19 protein-coding genes are annotated in these 19,019 nt (G+C 67.8%); 10 read left to right on the top strand and 9 right to left on the bottom strand.

Annotation, left to right across the window (positions count from 1 at the left end):
- The first annotated feature begins 33 nt into the window (after window positions 1-33).
- On the top strand, window positions 34-324 hold the full coding sequence (locus tag AC5RV3_RS17575; protein WP_494123180.1) for a WXG100 family type VII secretion target: 291 nt from the start codon (window positions 34-36) through the stop codon (window positions 322-324).
- A 187-nt stretch (window positions 325-511) separates the two neighbouring features.
- Here the strand turns inward: AC5RV3_RS17575 and AC5RV3_RS17570 are convergent, their stop codons facing one another.
- A complete protein-coding gene (locus AC5RV3_RS17570; RefSeq protein WP_494123179.1) occupies window positions 512-1,519 on the bottom strand; it encodes an RNase H family protein in 1,008 nt (335 codons plus the stop codon).
- Window positions 1,520-1,602: 83 nt separating this feature from the next.
- Here AC5RV3_RS17570 and AC5RV3_RS17565 point away from each other — a divergent pair, with 83 nt between their 5' ends.
- Complete coding sequence (locus tag AC5RV3_RS17565; protein WP_494123178.1) at window positions 1,603-2,526, top strand: DUF4031 domain-containing protein; 924 nt, start codon at window positions 1,603-1,605, stop codon at window positions 2,524-2,526.
- A gap of 126 nt (window positions 2,527-2,652) precedes the next feature.
- On the opposite strand, the gene groL is transcribed toward AC5RV3_RS17565, so the two are convergent.
- Complete coding sequence (gene groL, locus AC5RV3_RS17560) at window positions 2,653-4,281, bottom strand: chaperonin GroEL (RefSeq protein WP_493987608.1); 1,629 nt, start codon at window positions 4,279-4,281, stop codon at window positions 2,653-2,655.
- A 395-nt stretch (window positions 4,282-4,676) separates the two neighbouring features.
- Here groL and AC5RV3_RS17555 point away from each other — a divergent pair, with 395 nt between their 5' ends.
- Entirely contained in the window at window positions 4,677-5,204 is a 528-nt protein-coding gene (locus AC5RV3_RS17555) for a TM2 domain-containing protein (protein WP_494123177.1), read from the top strand.
- Window positions 5,205-5,273: 69 nt separating this feature from the next.
- Here the strand turns inward: AC5RV3_RS17555 and AC5RV3_RS17550 are convergent, their stop codons facing one another.
- The 3 genes from AC5RV3_RS17550 to AC5RV3_RS17540 all read right to left on the bottom strand — a co-directional run bounded on the left by AC5RV3_RS17550 (window position 5,274) and on the right by AC5RV3_RS17540 (window position 6,757).
- Window positions 5,274-5,480, bottom strand: coding sequence for a cold-shock protein (locus tag AC5RV3_RS17550; protein ID WP_127515201.1), 207 nt, complete (start codon window positions 5,478-5,480; stop codon window positions 5,274-5,276).
- A gap of 257 nt (window positions 5,481-5,737) precedes the next feature.
- Complete coding sequence (locus tag AC5RV3_RS17545) at window positions 5,738-6,388, bottom strand: LytR C-terminal domain-containing protein (protein WP_494123176.1); 651 nt, start codon at window positions 6,386-6,388, stop codon at window positions 5,738-5,740.
- Window positions 6,389-6,448: 60 nt separating this feature from the next.
- Window positions 6,449-6,757 (bottom strand): DUF3263 domain-containing protein, encoded by a 309-nt coding sequence (locus AC5RV3_RS17540; RefSeq protein WP_127515197.1) that lies wholly within the window; start codon window positions 6,755-6,757, stop codon window positions 6,449-6,451.
- A gap of 295 nt (window positions 6,758-7,052) precedes the next feature.
- Here AC5RV3_RS17540 and AC5RV3_RS17535 point away from each other — a divergent pair, with 295 nt between their 5' ends.
- The gene (locus AC5RV3_RS17535; RefSeq protein WP_494112896.1) at window positions 7,053-7,808 is read left to right on the top strand and encodes a uracil-DNA glycosylase; all 756 of its coding nucleotides are present in this window, start codon (window positions 7,053-7,055) and stop codon (window positions 7,806-7,808) included.
- Between the two features lie 316 nt (window positions 7,809-8,124).
- Entirely contained in the window at window positions 8,125-9,012 is an 888-nt protein-coding gene (locus AC5RV3_RS17530; protein ID WP_494123175.1) for a siderophore-interacting protein, read from the top strand.
- A 107-nt stretch (window positions 9,013-9,119) separates the two neighbouring features.
- Here AC5RV3_RS17530 and AC5RV3_RS17525 read toward each other — a convergent pair whose 3' ends face one another.
- Together AC5RV3_RS17525 and AC5RV3_RS17520 are read right to left on the bottom strand one after the other, a co-directional pair.
- A complete protein-coding gene (locus AC5RV3_RS17525; RefSeq protein ID WP_494123174.1) occupies window positions 9,120-10,733 on the bottom strand; it encodes a threonine/serine exporter family protein in 1,614 nt (537 codons plus the stop codon).
- A 139-nt stretch (window positions 10,734-10,872) separates the two neighbouring features.
- Window positions 10,873-12,402, bottom strand: coding sequence for a sialidase family protein (locus AC5RV3_RS17520; protein WP_494123173.1), 1,530 nt, complete (start codon window positions 12,400-12,402; stop codon window positions 10,873-10,875).
- Between the two features lie 158 nt (window positions 12,403-12,560).
- Between AC5RV3_RS17520 and AC5RV3_RS17515 the strand changes: the two genes are divergently transcribed.
- The 5 genes from AC5RV3_RS17515 to AC5RV3_RS17495 all read left to right on the top strand — a co-directional run bounded on the left by AC5RV3_RS17515 (window position 12,561) and on the right by AC5RV3_RS17495 (window position 18,193).
- Window positions 12,561-13,961, top strand: a complete 1,401-nt coding sequence (locus AC5RV3_RS17515; RefSeq protein ID WP_494108363.1) for an OFA family MFS transporter — start codon at window positions 12,561-12,563, stop codon at window positions 13,959-13,961.
- 1 nt (window position 13,962) lies between these two features.
- Window positions 13,963-14,064: an MFS transporter small subunit gene (locus tag AC5RV3_RS17510; RefSeq protein WP_493968694.1), complete on the top strand. Its 102-nt coding sequence runs from the start codon at window positions 13,963-13,965 to the stop codon at window positions 14,062-14,064.
- A 121-nt stretch (window positions 14,065-14,185) separates the two neighbouring features.
- Window positions 14,186-15,604, top strand: coding sequence for a lipase maturation factor family protein (locus AC5RV3_RS17505; protein ID WP_494123172.1), 1,419 nt, complete (start codon window positions 14,186-14,188; stop codon window positions 15,602-15,604).
- 82 nt (window positions 15,605-15,686) lie between these two features.
- Entirely contained in the window at window positions 15,687-16,724 is a 1,038-nt protein-coding gene (locus AC5RV3_RS17500) for an LLM class flavin-dependent oxidoreductase (RefSeq protein ID WP_494123171.1), read from the top strand.
- Window positions 16,725-16,915: 191 nt separating this feature from the next.
- Window positions 16,916-18,193 carry a CAP domain-containing protein gene (locus AC5RV3_RS17495; protein ID WP_494123170.1) on the top strand — a complete coding sequence of 426 codons (1,278 nt, stop codon included), beginning with the start codon at window positions 16,916-16,918 and terminating at the stop codon, window positions 18,191-18,193.
- 81 nt (window positions 18,194-18,274) lie between these two features.
- Here the strand turns inward: AC5RV3_RS17495 and AC5RV3_RS17490 are convergent, their stop codons facing one another.
- Together AC5RV3_RS17490 and AC5RV3_RS17485 are read right to left on the bottom strand one after the other, a co-directional pair.
- On the bottom strand, window positions 18,275-18,439 hold the full coding sequence (locus AC5RV3_RS17490; RefSeq protein WP_494123169.1) for a hypothetical protein: 165 nt from the start codon (window positions 18,437-18,439) through the stop codon (window positions 18,275-18,277).
- A gap of 40 nt (window positions 18,440-18,479) precedes the next feature.
- A complete protein-coding gene (locus AC5RV3_RS17485) occupies window positions 18,480-18,998 on the bottom strand; it encodes a hemerythrin domain-containing protein (protein WP_494123168.1) in 519 nt (172 codons plus the stop codon).
- Between the last annotated feature and the right edge of the window lie 21 nt (window positions 18,999-19,019).

Here is a 19,019-nt window from a genome sequence, read left to right as displayed (position 1 = left end):
TGTCGGATAGATTCATCACGAGCGGAGGACACCATGGCCGTATTCCAGGTAGACAGCGAGGCTCTTGCCGCCAAGAGCATTGCCGTGCAGGGCACCATCGGACGGCTGCAGGCGGAGGTGAACACCATGCAGTCCGGGTTGCGCGAATTGGAGTCGCTGTGGACGGGTTCGGCGGCGGCGAACTTCCAGCAGCTGATCACGGACTGGCGGGCCACGCAGCTGAAGGTGGAAGAATCCCTGGCCAGCATCAACGCGGCGTTGTCCCACGCCTCGCAGCAGTACTCGCAGGCTGAGGAGGCCAACGCCCGGATGTTCCTGGCCTGACCATCGTCCGGCTAGGCGCGCGTGCACGGCCGCAGGGTGGGCAGTGCACCTGAGTGTGCGGGCGGGAGCCGGCGCGCGACGGCCGCGGTGCCGGTGCGCGGCGGTGCGGTGCGCGGCGGTGCGGCGCGCGGCGGCCGGTGCCGGCGCGCGGCCACCGGGTGTGCGGGCACCGTGTGCGGCCGGCCGTTCAGTCCTGCTCGGGTGTGCCCTGGTGGAAGCGCAGGCGCCACCGTCCGCCATCGCGCAGCCAGAGCGAACTGCGCAGTGCCGACGCGTCGCGGCGGATGCTGCGGTACGTCAGCAGGATGCTGTCTTCGCCGAGCCGTTCGACGGCGAAGACCTCCATCGAGGCGTCCAGCTCAGGGCTTTCCTGGAGTTCGCTGATCATGGCGTCCCGCGTCCACATCCGGCCGGCTTCGCCGATCTCGGCGAAGTCGGGGTGCAGCAGCACGGCCAGGCGCCCGTAGTCCGCCCGGACGGCGGGACTGAGCAGCTCCTGCTCCAGCCGCACCACCAGCTCTTCCGCGGCGTCCCCTTCTGCGGCGGCATCCGCGAAGTCTTCCAGCTCGGAGAACAGGTCCGGCTCCGGCACGACTGCAGCCGCCGGCCGCCCCGCTCCGTTCCCGGGGGAACCCGGCTCCACTGCCGCCCGGGCCGTCGGTGTGTTTCCTCGGCGGGCGGCAGCAGCCGGCGCCGATTCGAAGACGGCGCTGCCGGAGGTTCCCGGTCCGCCGGGAAAGCCCGGGCCGGCCGGTGCGCCGGTGCCGTTCTGGAAGGCGAGGGCCACCGCGCGGGCGCGTTCGTCGGCGGCTTCATTCAGCTTGTGTCCGGCGTGGCCCTTCACCCACTCAAACTCGTAGCTGCGCCCCTTGATCGCGGCGTCGATGTCCTTGAGCAAGTCGACGTTCAGCACCGGCTTGCCGTCGGCCTTTTTCCAGCCGCGCCGCTTCCAGCCCGGCATCCACTTGGTCACGCAGTTGATCACGTACTGGCTGTCGCACAACACGCGCAGGTGTTCCTGCGGCAGGTGCGCCGTGGCCCGGAACAGGTCCAGCACGGCCATCAGCTCGCCCTGGTTGTTGGTGCCGTGCGGCCAGCCGCCGGCAGCCCACGCGGTGTCGTCGATGTACCAGGCCCAGCCGGCCGGACCGGGATTGCCGAGCGCGGAGCCATCGGCGGCAGCAGTGATAGTCATGAGCTCCATCTTTTCAGATCCTGCCACCGTTCCTGGCCCTGGGCGGGGCACATGGCAAACATTCCTGGCCCTAGGCTGGGCACGTGGCAATACTCATCGATCCTCCGCTCTGGCCGGCGCACGGCACCCACTTTTCCCACCTGGTCTCTGACACCTCGCTGGCCGAACTGCACCGCTTCGCGGCGGCCGCCGGTATCCGCGAGCGGGCCTTCGACCGGGATCACTACGACGTGCCGGCCAGCCGCTACGGCGAGCTGGTCCAGCTGGGTGCCGTCGAGGTCAGCGCCGGCGACCTGACCCGCCGGCTGCAGGCGAGCGGGCTGCGCGTCCCGGCCCGTCAACGCCCGGAAAAACTGCGCCGGGTACTGCTGCGCCGGTGGAACGAGCTGCTGCCCGGGCAGCAGGACCTCGGCCGCGACCTGCTGGACCGCTGGGCAGAACCCCACCGCCACTACCATGGCCCCGGCCACCTGCTGGCCGTCCTGGAGGCGCTGGAGCAGCTCGCATCCGCCGCCGCGTCCGGTCCCCGGCCGCGGGCGGTGTGGTTGGCGGCCTGGTTCCACGACGCCGTCTACAACGGCCGGCCCGGCGTGGATGAACAGGAATCGGCAGACCTGGCGGGTGCCTGCCTGTCGGCGGCCGGCTGCAGCGGTGACGAGACGGCCGAAGTGGTCCGGCTGGTCCTGCTCACAGCCAGTCACTCGCCCGGCCCGCAGGATGGGCCTGGCGCCCTGCTGTGCGACGCCGATCTGTCCGTCCTCGGCGCGCCACCGGCGGAGTACCGCAGCTATGTCCGGGACGTCCGCAAAGACTATGCGCACGTGCCCGACGCCGACTTCGCCGCCGGGCGCACCGCCGTGGTCCGCCGTCTGCTGGCGCTGGATCCGCTGTACCGGACACCCGCGGCCCGGGAGAAGTGGCTGGAGCGTGCAAGGCAGAACCTCTCCGCGGAGCTGGAAGCCTGGCGGCACGAGGGGCCGGCCTGGCTTCGCCCGGAGAGGGGTTAAGGCCGAGGGGTTAAGGCCGAGGGGTTAAGGCCGAGGGGTTAAGGCCGCGAGGCGCGGCTCCCGTGACGGGAACCGCGCCTCGCTGAACCGTGGCCTCTTGTGAGGCCGAGGTGGTGGCGGGGAAGCTTAGAAGCCGCCCATGCCGCCCATCTCGTCGCCGCCCGGCATGGCCGGAGCGGCCTTCTCCGGCTTGTCGGCGACAACGGCTTCGGTGGTCAGGAACAGGCCGGCGATGGACGCCGCGTTCTGCAGGGCAGAGCGGGTGACCTTGACCGGATCGTTCACGCCCGCAGCCAGCAGGTCCTCGTAGACACCGGTGGCAGCGTTCAGGCCGTGGCCGTCGGCCAGCCCGCGCACCTTGTCGGCCACGACGCCCGGCTCCAGGCCGGCGTTGAGGGCGATCTGCTTCAGCGGAGCGTCGATGGCAACCTTGACGATGTTGGCGCCGGTTGCTTCGTCGCCTTCGAGGGTGAGGTTGGCGAACGCCTTGGCGCCGGCCTGGATCAGGGCCACGCCGCCACCGGCGACGATGCCTTCCTCAACGGCAGCCTTCGCGTTGCGGACGGCGTCCTCGATGCGGTGCTTGCGTTCCTTGAGCTCGACCTCGGTTGCGGCACCGGCCTTGATGACTGCAACGCCGCCGGCCAGCTTGGCCAGGCGCTCCTGCAGCTTCTCGCGGTCGTAGTCCGAATCGGAGTTCTCGATCTCGGCGCGGATCTGGTTGACGCGGCCGGCGATGGCGTCGGCTTCGCCGGCACCTTCGACGATGGTGGTCTCGTCCTTGGTGACAACCACCTTGCGGGCCTGGCCCAGCAGGTCCAGGGTGGCGTTCTCCAGCTTGAGGCCGACCTCTTCGGCGATGACCTGGCCGCCGGTCAGGATGGCGATGTCGGCCAGCATGGCCTTGCGGCGGTCGCCGAAGCCCGGAGCCTTAACGGCAACGGACTTGAAGGTGCCGCGCATCTTGTTCACGATCAGGGTGGCCAGGGCCTCGGCCTCGACGTCCTCGGCGATGATCAGCAGCGGCTTGCCGGACTGCATGACCTTCTCCAGGATGCCAACCAGGTCCTTCACGTTGGAGATCTTGGAGTTGACGATCAGGATGTACGGATCCTCGAGGACCGTCTCCTGGCGCTCGGCGTCGGTGACGAAGTACGCGGACAGGTAGCCCTTGTCGAAGCGCATGCCTTCGGTGAGCTCCAGCTCCAGGCCGAAGGTGTTGGACTCCTCGACCGTGACGACGCCTTCCTTGCCCACCTTGTCCAGGGCCTCGGCGATCAGCTCGCCGATCTGCGGATCTCCGGCGGAGATGGACGCGGTGGCGGCGATCTGTTCCTTGGTCTCGATTTCCTTGGCGGAAGCGATGAGCTCGGCGGTGACGGCGTCAACGGCCTTCTCGATGCCGCGCTTCAGGCTCAGCGGGTCGGCGCCGGCAGCAACGTTGCGCAGGCCTTCCTTGACCAGGGCCTGGGCCAGGACGGTCGCGGTGGTGGTACCGTCACCGGCGACGTCGTCGGTCTTCTTGGCGACTTCCTTGACCAGCTCGGCGCCGATCTTCTCGTACGGGTCGTCCAGCTCGATCTCCTTGGCGATGGACACACCATCGTTGGTGATCGTGGGGGCGCCCCACTTCTTCTCGAGCACGACGTTGCGGCCACGCGGGCCGAGGGTCACCTTCACGGCGTCAGCGAGGATGTTCAGTCCGCGCTCGAGGCCGCGGCGGGCCTCTTCGTCAAATGCAATGATCTTTGCCATAGCGGCTTACGTCCCTTCTGGACAATAGACACTGGACGCAGCTTTTCACGGCTGCTGGCCACCTGCGGTGCCCGCGACGGACGGCTCACGACGACGGCGGTTTCTGTACGCCGCGCCGCTCACCTCACCGAGGTGGCGGGTTTCACTCCCTACGGGCTTTCTTAGCAGTCAGCCCGCGAGAGTGCTAACTCAATAATTAGCACTCGCAGGTGTCGAGTGCAAGCTGTTGGGGGCTGCCGGCCGGACCGCTTCGCGGATCGCGATTCCCCTGAGCGCCCCCGGTCCAACAATCAGGGTGGACCCCCATGGAAACGGCCGGTACCTCCCGCGTAGATTGGCGGGTAAGACAGCGCAAGCAAACTATCGGCCCCGCACCGGGCAAAGGTCGGAGAACCATGTCTGAATCACCGGACGAAAAGAACACCAGCAACCCCACCGAACCCCTGGCACCGGGCCCCAACCCGACGAGGCCGCTCGGCGGTCAGCGGCCGTACGGCGCCTCCGGCCAGCAGCCTTCCGGGCAGCCCGGTTACGGGGTTCCGGGGCAGCAGCAGCCCGCTCCCGGCCAGCAACCCTTCGGCCGGCAACCCTACGGCACCCCGGGACAGCAGTACCCGCAGCCCGGCCAACCCGGCCAGCCGGGGCAGCCCTACGGCCAGCAGCAGTATTACGGGGCTCCCCAGGGCTACTACTACCCCGAGCAGAAGTCGCGGCTGATCGGCGGCCTGCTGGGCATCCTGCTGGGCGGCCTGGGCGTGCACCGGTTCTATCTGGGCCACGTCGCCATCGGCGTGGTGCAGATTGTGGTCACCTTCCTGACGTTTGGCTTCGGCGCCGTCTGGGGCTTCGTCGAGGGCATCATGATCCTGGTCGGGGCGGAGCCGTTCAAGCGCGATGCCCGCGGAGTCCCGCTGAAGGAGTAGGCCCCATCGGCGCCACGAACCGGCGGCGGAGGCACCCCAGCCTCCGCCGCCGTCGTCGTTGTGGGTCTGCTACGGCGCGACCCGGACCTCTTCTGCCTGCGGACCCTTCTGGCCCTGGCCGATCTGGAACTCTACGCGCTGCCCCTCATCCAGGGAACGGTAACCATCCATTTGAATAGCGGACCAGTGGACAAAAACATCGGAATTTTCTTCGTCCACGGTGATAAAGCCGTAGCCCTTTTCCGCGTTGAACCATTTGACGGTTCCCAGCGCCATAGCGTTCTCCATACTCAGTAGTTCCAGCCTGCCGCCTACGGTTCGGCGGCAGAGTGGTTTCACCCTAAACCAAGCAGGGGCGGAAAAGTGAGCTGTGGCACACTTAAGTTATTGAGGCGTAACCGAATCCGCACGGGCGGGCGCTTCCCATGGGTATTGCGGTTCCAGCGCCAAGGCCTCTTGGCGGCCCGCGCCCCAGCGCCTGCGTTTATAGGTGGCGGGGTCCGAACGCCTGTGTTTATTGGTAGCCGGGACGTTTATTGGTAGCCGGGACCGAGCGCCACGGTGACGTACGGCGAGACGTTGCCGTTTGCCTGCAAAGCACCGATGCCCAGCAATTCACCGAGCGCCCGCGCATTGGCTTCCTGGCCCGGGCTGTAGAAGATCACCGAACCGGCCAGCGGTGCGCCGCCCCAGTTGTCCACGACCGCGATCGACCAACCGTCCGCCTGCACCCTCTGCGATACCGTTCCGGCCAGTCCGGTCACACCGGTGCCGTTGAGGATCATCACCGGGTCCTGCTTGTTGACGGCGGCGGCCTCTTCCGTGGGTTCCTCGGTTGCTTCCTCGGTGGGCTCATCCGTGGGCTCGCTGGTCGCCTCTTCGGTGGCCGTCGGGGTGGCTGTTTCCGTTGGGTCCGGGGTTTTGGTTTGCTGTGCCGTTGCCGACGGTGAAGCAGAGGCAGTTGCGGTGCTGGTCTGCGCGGCGACCGGGGTCGGAGATCCCCCGCCCCCCAGCAGCGGGAGCACGAAGAACGACAAGGCCCCCACCGCCAGTGCAAGTACCGCGGCCAGGACGATCAGGCCCAGGCCGTTGGACTTCGGCGTCGCCATGCGGGCGCGGTGCACACCGTGGCGGTCTGAAGTTTCAGGGACCAGGTCGAACTCATCCCGGGGGTACTTGGTCATCGCTTACAGTGCATCCTTGGTGGTGGAGAAACGGAACCGGCCTACCAGGCCGTCCCGGATCTAGGCGTCGGTGCCCAGCCTGCGAGCAGTGCGCGCGCGCTGGCGGGACGTACGTAGTCTACGCAATCTCTTCACCAGCATCGGATCGTGTGCCAGCGCATCCTCGGTGTCGATCAGCGCATTCAGGATCTGGTAGTAGTGCGTGGCGGACATGTCGAACAGTTCGCGGATGGCCTGTTCCTTGGCTCCGGCATACTTCCACCACTGCCGCTCCAGGGCCAGCATCCGCTGGTCGCGTTCGCTCAGGGGGCTGGCGTCGTCAACCTCGGCCTCGAGGGAAAAGGCACTGGCCTCGGCCGAACCTGCCACAACACACCTGCTCTTCCTAGTACTTGCTGACAGCAATCAATATCGCCTCCATGATAAGTGCGAATCACAGGCGTGTCATTCACCCGGCCGTCCGGGTCCGGATTGTTTGCTGGCCGGCAGTGCCCGCCTGCATGATTTCCCGCTGGCGGCAGTGCCCGATGGTCCGTCGGCGTCAGTGCCCGCGGTGACTGACTAGCGCTGCCGGCAGTGCCCGCCGTGGCCTGGTTGCCCGCTGGCGGCAGTGCCCGCGGTGCCCGATTGCCTGCCGGCGGGTGGTTTCCGCAAAGATAGAACCGTGAACTACGACGACGGTGCCCTCTTCCCGCTGCCTGCCCAGCCGCCCGCCGCGGACTTTGGCGCACCGTATCCGTTCGCCTCCCCCCGCGAACTCTCCGCGGTAATCCATCCCGAGTGGGCCGAGGTGCTCGCACCGGCCGAACCGCTGCTCTGGGATTTGGCCTCCTATCTGGACGGCGAGCGCGCCGCCGGAAAGACTCTGCTGCCTGCCCCGGCCAACGTGTTGCGGGCGTTCCAGCGGCCGCTGTCCAAGGTCAAGGTGCTGATCGTCGGCCAGGACCCCTATCCCACCCCGGGACACTCGATCGGACTGGCCTTCGCCGTCGAACGGCACGTGAGGCCGCTGCCGCGCAGCCTGGCCAATATCTACCGCGAGCTGCAGATGGATTTGGGTATCCGGCCGCCGCAACACGGAGACCTGAGCGCCTGGAGCGACCAGGGCGTGTTGTTGCTCAACCGCGCGCTGACTGTGGAGGCCGGCAAGGCCGGCTCCCACCGCAACAAGGGGTGGGAGCAAATCACCGAACTCGCGGTCCGGGCGCTGGCCCAGCGCGGCGGACCGCTGGTGGCCCTGCTCTGGGGCCGCGAAGCCCAGCAACTGGCTCCGGTTTTGGAGCAGGTGCCGCGGATCGAGACCGTGCACCCCAGCCCCCTGTCGGCCTCCCGCGGGTTTTTCGGGTCGCGGCCGTTCAGCCGGGTTAACGAACTGCTGGCCGCCCAGGGCGCAGACCCCGTGCACTGGGAACTGCGCTAGCCGCTGCTGGGCAACGTGGGCTTCCGACTGGCCGGCGCCGGGACGTTTTGTCCATGTTTTGCGCGCGGGTCCGGCGTCGCCGCAGGTCAAGGGCTCAACGGTTTCCAAGACATGGACAGTTACGGCCAAACGTGGACAGCTGGAACCGTGCGCGGACCGCTGAGGCCAAGCGGTTCGCGGTGAGGCGCCGCGCGTCCTGGGCGGCGCGCGTTCCTGAGCGGCGCTTGTGACCTTCCCCATCCGCAAATTGGGATTACCGTACCGGTGGATTAGGTTCTCCTAAGTAGCAGTTTCCCTTCGTCAGGAGTAATGCAGGATGCAGACACAACCGGCAGCAGCCCCCGCCCGTGCGGAACGGAGCGCTCGGCCGCCGAGGGTGCAGACCAACCTCCAGGTGACGCGCACCGAGTGGATTTCCAAGCACATGGTCCGGGTCTACGCCGGCGGCGACGGGTTCGATTCGTTCGCCGAAAGGTTTGCGGCCAAGGACGCCACGGACCAGTACATCAAGGTCATCTTTTTGGACCCGTCGTTGGACGTGGAACTCCCGGTCAACGTCGCGGAGCTGAAGGAAACGCTTCCGGCCGACAAGCTGCCCGTCACCCGCACCTACACCGTGCGCCGGGTGGACCGCGGCACGCGCGAAGTCGTCGTCGACTTTGTGGTCCACGGCGACGAAGGCCTCGCCGGACCCTGGGCCGCGCGGGCCCAGCCCGGCGACTGGATGATGTTCAACGGGCCCGGTGGCGCGTACCGGCCCGATCCCGACGCCGACTGGTACCTTTTGGCCGGCGACGATGCGGCGCTGCCGGCAGTCGCTGCCGCCATGGAGGCCCTGGCCCCGGACGCCCGCGGCCACGCCTTCCTGGAAGTGGATTCCGAGGCGGACGTGCAGGAACTGGACGCCCCTGCGAACCTGGAGATCCATTGGCTGTTCCGGCGCGGCCAAACGCCCGGGACCGCAACCCTGCTGCGCGACGCCATAGCCGGCCTGGACTGGCCCGACGGCCGGGTGGATGCGTTCGTCCACGGCGAGCGCGGCGAGGTGAAGTCCCTGCGCGATGTCCTGTTCAAGGACCACGGGTTGTCCAGGGATCAGGTTTCCATATCGGGCTATTGGGCCTACGGCCGGGCCGAAGACGCCTTCCAGGCGGAGAAGCGCACGGAGGCTGGCCAGATCTTCCCGGAGAACTACCAGGCCTGATCCGACCAGGCGCCAGGCTATCGCCAGGCCCCTCCGGCAAAGCGATCGCCCGGCCCCTCCGGCCAGGCGTTCGCCAGGCCCCTCCTGCAGCCGCGGTTCCGGCGTCCTTAGCGGCGCCGGGCCCGCCGGTTTTCGTTCGAGCCCAGCCCCTTGGTGAACGGCCGGGCCAGGTTGTCGCCGAGCACAGTACCGCCGGCGATCGCCAGAATCACCGTCAGCGCACTGAACAGCCCCAGGATGCCGTTGAACGGGGCCTCGGTATTGACGGTCAGCTCGAAGATGGACCGGAACACGGACAGGCCGGGCAGCAGGAACAGCACCGCCGGGACCGCCACCACCAGCTGCGGCGAGCCCATCCGCAGACCCACAATGCGCCCAAGGAACCCGATCACCACGGCTCCGACGGCCGGGCCGATCCGGTCCCCGATTCCCGCCCACACCACGAAGTCGTAGATCAACAGCCCCACCAGCCCGACGGCGGCCGTGGGCAGCAGCATGTTCAGTTTGGTCTGCTCGGTCATGCAGAGAGCAATGGTTGCCACGACGAGCAGCAGCGCCCGGACCACGTAGGGGTACTGGCCTTGGCCCTCCACGAAGACTTCGGGCAGGCTGACGCCGAGCATCGAGCCGCCCACCAGCCCCACGGCGACGCCGGCGGCAATCGCGGCGAAGGTAAAGAAGGCCGAGAGATAACGCCCCGACGCGGTGACCGGGAAGCCATTGATGGCGTCCTGGGTGGCGGAGACCAACCGGCCGGTCGGCAGGAGGAACAGGATGCCGCCGGCGATCACCAGCGACGGGCTCATCGGCACGTGCAGCGCCCAGAACAGCAGCGCCATCACGGTGGCTAGGCAGGCGCCGATGCCGGTGATGAAGAAGTCCGGCATCCGCCATTTGCTCAACTTCCGCCCCACCAAACCCATCAGCACGGTGGAGACGCCGCCCACGAGGGCCGCGAAGATGCTGCCGCCGAGGAAGGCAATAATGAAGCCGGAGAACACGCCGCCGGCCGCGATGGCCATCCACCGGGCGAAGGGCTTGGGACGCGAGGTAATCTCCTGCAGCCGTTCCTTGGCTTCGCTGCGGCCCACCCCGCCGTTGACGATGTCGGTGACCAGTTCGTGCACCAGGGACAGGCCGGCGTAGTTGTTGGTCCAGGACCGCACGACCCGCATCACGGTGATGGGCACGGTGTCCGGCTTGGCATAGTTGATCAACACGGACTGGTTGGTGATGTCCACGTCGATGTCGCTCAGCCCGAAAGCCGCCGTGACGGCGATGATGCTGGTTTCCACCTCCAGCGCGCCGGCTCCGTAGCGGAACATGGTTTCCGCCACGTCCAGGACAAAGTCCAGCGTGATGCGCGCGGAGGCGTCGATCCCGGCCGTCTGGATCATCGGGTTCGCATAGGGGCTGCCGGCCAGCCTCTCCACGATGCTCATCGGCGCCGTGGGCGGTGCCTCCCCCTGCACGAGCTTGCGCAGCATCCGGCGGGCTGCCGCGTTGGAGCGCGAGGCTGCCGCGGAGGCGGGCAGCGGCGCGGTGCCGGTGGGAACGGGCTTGACCTGCTTGGCTACCGGCCGGTCCGTCGGACGCGGCACGGGAGGGTGGGTGGCCTGGGGCCCTGCGACCGAACCGGCGCCGGAGCCGGCATCGCTAGCCGGAATGTTCTTCGGCTTGATGATCGGCAGCATCCCCGCCTGCGGAGTCGTGGGTGACATGGATTCCTGGTCTGGGTCCTTGTCCTGCAATCCCTCTCCGTTCTGCGTCACCGCCACCGTCACGGCGGCGCTCGTTGATCCCGGGTTAAATCCTTGCACACCTCGCCGGGAGGACACCGGCACGGTGCCGAGGCGCACGTCACGCCTCGCGGATTTCACCGCTGACGACGTCGATGCTGAACTTCCGCGTCAGGCTCGCCACCGGGGCGCCTCCGACAGGGCTGTCCCCCGGGACCGCGGTGCAGGTGAAGGAAACGGTCAAGCCTCCGGCCGCGACGTCCGCGCGGGTCACCGTGCGGACAGGATGGAGGTAGCGGGCTTCGCCGCCGGGACCCACGTCCTGCGGCGGAAAATTTGCGGCGTTGTCGAACCCACCGGATAACCGCACCCTCAGGTGCTGCGGTCCCAGCATCTTTGCCCGTCCGGCAAAGACGAGCACGTCCCCGGCACGGTAGCCCGGCACCGGCTGGCCCTCGTCCGTGCTACGGACCGCGTGCAGCACCATGTCGAAGCGCAGCGGGTAGTCCCCGGGCACCGGCAGCGGCCCGGTCACGGGTCCCGGCCCTCCCGCGCGGCCGTCGGCCCGGGGTGTGACCGCCCCGCGCGGCCAAGCCGCCAGCAGCAGCCCCGGATCTGCCGTGGCATAGACGATCTCGCCGCCGCCGTGCCGCTGGTACAGCACTCCGATGCGGCCGTCCGGCAGCCGCACGGCGGCCGGCCCGGTGGCACCGCTGCCGTGAACCGTGAGTTTGTGCGGCCAGGAGTGACCGTTGTCCCGCGACAGGCTTAGCACAACGTTGCGGTGCAGCAGCGGGTCCTGGCAGTTGGCGGCCAGCAGCCAGCGGTCGCTCGCCGGTGCGGCCAACCCGCCGAGGGCCGGCAGCCCGTCGAAGCGGACCAGGGAGCCTGCGCTCCCGGGATCCGGCAGCTCGTCGACCGGCTGCGGCGGCCCATAGCTGTGCCCGCCGTCGTCCGAGACCGCCGCCCACCGCCGGGGCGCAGCCCAGGTATGCAGCAGCACCCGGCCGTCGGCCAGGCAGACGGCGGCACTACCGCCGTCCTCCGCGGCCACCGGGCCAGGGGCCTGTCCCGGCAGCGGCTCCCCCATGGTCCACGTGTCCCCGTGGTCGTCGCTGTAGCAGGAGGCCGCCCTCGTGCGCGCACCCTCCGCCATCACCGCGAACTGCACCAGCAACCGCCCGGCAAACCGGCCTGCATGCAGGCCGGTGCCCGGCCCGGCACCTGCCAGCGCCGTGATCGTGTCCGAAGCCCGCCGCGGGGCGACCGACCGATGCTGCCAGGTGCCGCCGTCGTCGTCGGAGGAAAGGAGTTCGAAGCGGCGTCCGTTGGCCGCGGGCACCGGCCCTGCGTCACCGCCTCCGGCCCCGGCGACAAAGGCCAGGAAAATCCGGCCGGTTGCGGTATCGGAGAACAGTCCCGGTTGGCCGGCCGCGTGCCCGGACGTGTCCGCCCACGCCACCTGCTGCGGTTCCCAGGTCGCTCCGCCGTCGAAACTGCGGCGCAGCAGCAGGTCCCCGGCGGGCCGCCGGCCCAGCCCGCCCAGGCCTGCATAGGCAACCACGGCGCTGCCTGCCGGAGTCACGGCGAGCGCCGGAGCCCGGTACTGGCGGTAGCCCTCCACGCCCCGAACGGCGAGGACCTGTTCCATTCCTCCACCGTACCTTTCGCGGTGCCCGGAGGGCAGGGCTGCACGACACGCCGGTCGAATCCGGTTGCCTGGCCCAACCATCGGTCAGGATGTGAACTGAAACACACGTTGCAGTTCTGCCTCGCACCGCACCCCACTTTTTGAAAGGACGCCCAACGATGAGTTGGTTGGACCGATCGCATACGATCGCCCCTCCGGGCTTTAACCGCTGGCTGATTCCGCCGGCGGCGCTGGCCGTGCATTTGTGTATCGGCCAGGCCTACGCGACCAGCGTGTACAAGAACGCCCTGGTCGCCCACTTCGACGTGAGCCTGACCGAGATCGGCATCATCTTCTCCATCGCCATGGTGATGCTCGGGCTCTCCGCGGCCGTCATGGGCACCTGGGTGGACCGCAACGGTCCGCGCATGGCGATGTTCACGTCCGCCCTGTTCTGGAGCTCCGGGTTCCTGGTCGGCTCGCTGGGCATCTTCACCGAACAGCTCTGGCTGGTCTACCTGGGTTACGGCGTGATCGGCGGCATCGGCCTGGGCATTGGCTACATCTCCCCGGTATCCACCCTGATTAAGTGGTTCCCGGACCGCCCGGGCCTGGCCACCGGCATGGCGATCATGGGCTTCGGCGGCGGCGCGCTGATCGCGAGCCCGGTTTCCACCGCGCTGCTGCAGTTCTACGACCCCAGCTTCGACGGGACCCCGGGCTGGGTAGCCAGCGGCGACGCCGTCGGCAAGCTGTTCCTGACCCTGGCCGTGGTGTACCTGGCCTACATGCTGTTCGGTGCCTTCACGATCAAGGTTCCGGCGGCCGACTGGAAGCCGGAAGGCTTCGACGCCTCCAAGGTCAAGGCCAAGGCCCTGGTCACCACGGCAAATGTGTCGGCGAAAAACGCCATCAAGACCCGTCAGTTCTGGCTGGTCTGGATCGCCCTGTTCTGCAACGTCACGGCAGGCATTGGCATCCTGGAGCAGGCCTCCCCGATGATCCAGGACTTCTTCCGCCAGCCCGACGGCGTTTCACTGGTGTCGGCCGGCGTTGCCGCCGGGTTCGTGGGGCTGCTTTCGATCGCGAACATGGGCGGCCGGTTTGTCTGGTCCACCACCTCCGACTACCTGGGCCGCAAGAACAACTACATGCTGTACCTGGGCGTCGGCGCCGCCCTGTATGTGGTGCTCGCCCTGTTCGGCTACACCTCCACCGGGCTGTACGTGCTCCTGGCAGCCGTCATCATCAGCTTCTACGGCGGCGGTTTTGCCACCGTTCCGGCTTACCTGCGCGACCTGTTCGGCACCTTCCAGGTAGGCGCCATCCACGGCCGGCTGCTCACGGCATGGTCCGCCGCCGGCATCGCCGGACCGTTGATCGTGAACGCCTTCCTGGACGCCCAGGGCAAGCCGGGCGAGCTGACGGCCCAGGCCTACCAGCCGGCCCTGCTCACCATGGTGGGCCTGCTGGTCATCGGTTTCATTGCCAACCTGATGGTCAAGCCGGTGGACAGCAAGTACCACGAGGCGCCGGCCAGGGATGCCGGCGAAGCCGCGATGGCCGGAAAGGAGGCCTGACATGAAGAAAGCCCAAGTAGCCCTCGGCTGGGTGCTGGTCGGCGTGCCGCTGCTCTACGGCGTCAGCCAGACCCTGCTGAAGGTCTCCGCACTCTTCGGCTGATCCCTCAACTCCGCCTCGCCGGCCGCCCCCGCGAAGCGCAGTTACCCCCGGCAGGCCCGGCTCCTTCGAGCCGGGCCTGCTGCTTGACAGCCGACCGGCCGGCCGTAGCGTTGGACATGCCATGGATTGGTTCAGCGCCGAGGGGTTCGAGTTGGCGCGGCAGGTGCTGCAGCGGGGCATCGCCGCGGTGTTCCTGATCGCCTTCGCCTCCGCCCTGGCCCAGTTCCCGGCCCTGCTGGGCGAACACGGGCTGCTGCCCGTGCCCCGGTTGCTGGAGCGAAGAACCCCGCGCGGCTTCACCCTCTTCCGCTGGGGATACACGGACCGTCGGCTGCGCGCGGTGGCATGGGCCGGCGTCGTCATCGCGGCCCTGTTGGTGGCCGGCCTGCCGCAGCTGGGACCGCCGTGGGTGCCGCTGATCGCGTTCCTGGCCCTGTGGTTCCTGTACATGTCCATAGTGAATGTGGGCCAGACGTTCTACGGCTTCGGCTGGGAGACGCTGCTGCTGGAGGCCGGCTTCCTCGCCGCTTTCCTGGGCTCCGACCGGGTAGCGCCGCCGGCCCCGGTGCTGTGGCTGTTCATCTGGCTGGTGTTCCGCCTGGAGTTCGGCGCCGGCATGATCAAGATGCGCGGCGACCCGGTCTGGCGGGACCTGACCGCCCTGTATTACCACCACGAGACCCAGCCGATGCCCAACCCGGCCAGCTGGTTTTTCCACCACCTGCCCAAGCCGCTGCACAAGGTGGAGGTGGCCGGCAACCACTTCGCCCAGCTGGTGGTGCCGTTCTTCCTGTTCTTCCCGCAGCCGGTGGGCAGCATGGCGGCCGCGGTCGTGATCATCACGCAGCTGTGGCTCGTGGCGTCCGGCAATTTCGCCTGGTTGAACACCCTGACCATCCTGCTCGCCTTCTCGGCGGTGTCCGACGACGCGGTGCAGGCCGTCCTGCCGGTGGGTGACTTCACGCCGGAGTACCAGCAGGAACCGGTGTGGTTCACCGTGGTGGTGCTCGCGGTCTGCGCCCTGCTGGTGTACCTGAGCTACTGGCCGCTGAAGAACCTGTTCAGCCGGCACCAGCTGATGAACGCCAGTTTCAACAGCTGGCATTTGGCCAACGCCTACGGCGCCTTCGGGTCCATCACGCGGGAACGTTACGAAGTGGCCGTGGAAGGGTCCGCCGACGGCGTCCACTGGCGCGAGTACGGGTTCAAGGGCAAGCCCGGAGACCCGCGGCGGATGCCGCGGCAATTCGCGCCGTACCACCTGAGGCTGGACTGGTTGATGTGGTTCCTGGCGCTGGGCTCCCGCGGCGAAAACTGGTTCATCCCGCTGCTGCGGCGGCTACTGGAAGCCGACCAGGCCACGCTGAAGCTGCTCCGGCATGATCCGTTCGGCGGAGTGCCACCGGCCTTTGTGCGGGCAACGCTCTACCACTACCGGTTTTCCACCTGGGCGGAAAAACGCAGCACCGGCCAGTGGTGGATCCGGCGCGAGTCCGGGCAGCTGGTGCCGCCGGTCTCCCGCCCGCGCGCCGCGGAATAACCCCGGCCTGGCCGCGGTTGCCGCAGTAGACACAACATGCATACGCATCTATGCCTCCACACCAACGAAAGGCGGCCACCGCGTGGCACAGACAATCGAACTCGGGCTGGACACCTTCGGGGACGTCACCACCGGAGCCGACGGGCAGCTCCTGGCGCACGATGAGGTCATCCGGAACGTCATCGCCGAGGCCAAGCTGGCCGACGAGGTGGGCCTGGACTTCATCGGCATCGGGGAACACCACCGCGAGGACTTCGCCGTGTCCGCGCCGGACGTGGTGCTGGCCGCTATCGCCGGCCAGACCAGCCGCATCCGCCTGGGCTCGGCCGTGACCGTGCTCAGCTCCGACGACCCCGTCCGGGTGTTCCAGCGCTTCTCCACCCTGGACGCCGCTTCGAACGGCCGCGCCGAAGTCATCCTGGGCCGCGGCTCCTTCACGGAATCCTTCCCGCTGTTCGGCCTGGACCTGGCCGACTACGACATCCTTTTCGACGAGAAGCTCCACCTCTTCACCGAACTGCTCAAGGAAGAGCCCGTCACCTGGGCCGGCCGCACCCGGCCGCGGCTGGACAACAAGCGGATCTACCCGCCCACGGCGTCCGGCAGCCTGAAAACCTGGATCGCCGTCGGCGGCACCCCGCAGTCTGTGGTCCGGGCGGCCCACTACGGCCTGCCGCTGATGTTGGCCATCATCGGCGGGGCACCGATGAACTTCGCGCCGTTTACGGATCTCTACCAGCGGGCGCTGGACCAGTTCGAAAAGCCGGTTCTGCCCATCGGAGCGCACTCCCCCGGCTACATCGCGGACACGGACGAGCAGGCACGTGAGGAGATGTGGCTGCCTTATGCGGACATGCAGGAACGGATCGGCCGCGAGCGCGGTTGGAGCCGGATGACCCGCGGCCAGTTCGAAGCCGAGGCTGGCCCGGACGGCGCCCTGTTCGTCGGCTCCCCGGGGACCGTGGCCACCAAGATCGTGAAGGTCGTCAAGGGCCTGGGCCTGTCCCGCTGGGACATGAAGTACAGCCTGGGCACCCTCCCGCACGAGCAGCTGATGAACTCCATCGAGCTCTACGGCACCAAGGTGGCCCCGCTGGTGCGGGAGCAACTGGCGGAGTAGGCGCCACGGCCTGCCGAATAGGCGCGAGATACCGGTTCGGCACGCCTTATCGTTCGCCGGCGGCGGGAGGCTTCCCGGGAAAGCCTCCCACCGTCGTCGTACTCGTCTTGGTAGTGCTTTTTGGGGCGGGCGGGGCCTTTGCCGAGGTCCCGCCATCGTGTATTTAACGTTCAACCCGTACCCTGAATGATGTGCGCCTTCTTGTTAAACCATTCATCGCCACCGTCCTGCTGTTCGCCTTAGCTTTCGCCGGACTTTCGCCGGCTGCGGCGGTTACCCGTACCGCCCAGGATCCCTTCGTTGCCGAGGTGCTGCGGCTGACCAACGATTACCGCAAGCAGAACGGCTTGTCGCCGGTGGTCTGGAACCAGAACGTCGGCAATGTCGCCCAGCAGTGGTCCGAGGAACTGAACACGCGGATCAACAAGAACACGCTGGACATGAGCAAAATCCATCGCCCGGGCTACGGAAGCGTGCAAATCCCGCGCGGTTTCGACTGGTACACCGAGAACATCGCGATCAACAACAACGCCCGGCAGGTGGTGGACTGGTGGATGAACTCCCCCGCCCACCGGGCCGGCCTGCTCAGCCCCAATGCCACCGACATAGGCATCGGGTACATGAAGACCACGCACAAGGACTGGTACGGGATGTACGTGGCCGTCGCGAACATCGCCGGCTACGCGACCACCCGGGCGACACTGCCGCCCCATCCAGGCATGGTCCGCGCCAGCTTCCAGCACGGCGATGTCGCAGCCGTCGACTCCACGGGGAACCTCTACGCCTACGACTCGGCCAAGGGCCATGACCTCTACAAGCGCCGGTATGTCGCGGGCGGGTTCAAGGGTGTGGCACAGGTGCAGGTGGCCGACTGGAACGCCGACGGCGTGCTCGATGTGGTGGTGCGGTGGAAGTCCGGCAAACTGACGGCGCACTTCGGCAAGCCGGACGGCGGGTTGCAAAATGCAGCCACCATCGGGGCTTCTGGCTGGGGCAGCTACGACGTCACCGTCACCGCGTGGAAACAGGCCGACCCCTACCCGGCTCTGCTGGCCCGCAACACAGACACCGGCCGGCTCTACTATTACCCGAACCCGGCCGGGCTCAAGCACGGCAGCCGCACGCTACTGGGCACCGGCTGGAAGTCCCTGCCGATCTTCACGGCCGACATCGACGGCGACGCCAAGATGGACGTGGTCGCCAAAACCACCACGGGCCAGCTCAAGCTGTACCGGTCCAACGGAGCCGGCAAATTCATCTCCGAGACCAGGCGGATCATCGGTTCCTCCGGCTGGAATGCGATGACCCACCTGTCCTTGATCCGGGACCATCTGGGCGACGGAAAGCAAGGTGTGCTGGCACGCGATACCCGCGGCAACCTGTACCACTACCCGGTGTTGACCAACAAGCTTGGCTCGCGGGCGGTCATCGGCGTCGGCGGCTGGCAGACCCTGATCATCGGCAGCTGACCCGCGAGCGCCGGAGGCCATAGGGCCGGCGGCGTCCAGCCGTGCTCCTGGCCGGCGAGCGCGGGGGCTGGTCCTGCCGGGCTAGTCTTCCCGGCCCTCGGGCTGCTCCCCTTCCGGTCCTGCGCCGTCCCTGTCCGCCGGCAGCGTGGCTTCAAGGTCCCGGTCGATCTCGGATCCGGGTTCGATGACGATGCCGTCTTCATTCTGCGGGATGTCCGGATCCAGTTCCGGGCGGTCTTCGCTCACAACATTGCTCCCTTCCGTGACGCTTACTGCCTGCATGCCCTCAGCCGTGGGCGTGCTTGCTCTCGTCCGGCGCATGCACATGTGCCTCGCCGACGAGTTCCACCAGGCCTTCCACCGCAGTGGACAGGGACAAGTCCGGAGTCCGGGCGATGAAAGGCACCAGCAGCCTGTTCTCCTTCTCGATGTGCAGTGCGAACACGCTGCGCATCGACGCGGCAACCGTGGCCGCCTCCAGTTCCTCGGCGCCCCGCAGTTCATCCAGCAGCGAGGCCAGCGCCTGGTGGTCAGTCAGCAGCGACTCCACCAAAAGCCGAGCTTCTCCGGTCGCACCGGCCGGCCCGAAGAGTTTGGCTTCTTCCAACTCGTTGTGCGGCAACATTTCCCGTTCGCCCCACTCCAGCAGGATGCCGTGCGCGTTGTAGACGGTGTCTTCGTCTCCTGTGTCGATGCCCCGGGTGAGCTCCGCCGTCGTTGCCTGCAGCCGGGCCAACATCTCGGTGTGGTGGCGAACGACGGCGGCCGCGGCCGTGGTCTCTGCCTCGACATTGCTTTCGGTCACCGCGTGCTCCTCCGATCGAGG

The organism is Arthrobacter sp. Y3221114 (genome assembly GCF_059092625.1).
The sequence above is the reverse complement of the archived record's forward strand: the minus strand, read 5'-3'. Positions and strand labels throughout refer to the sequence as shown.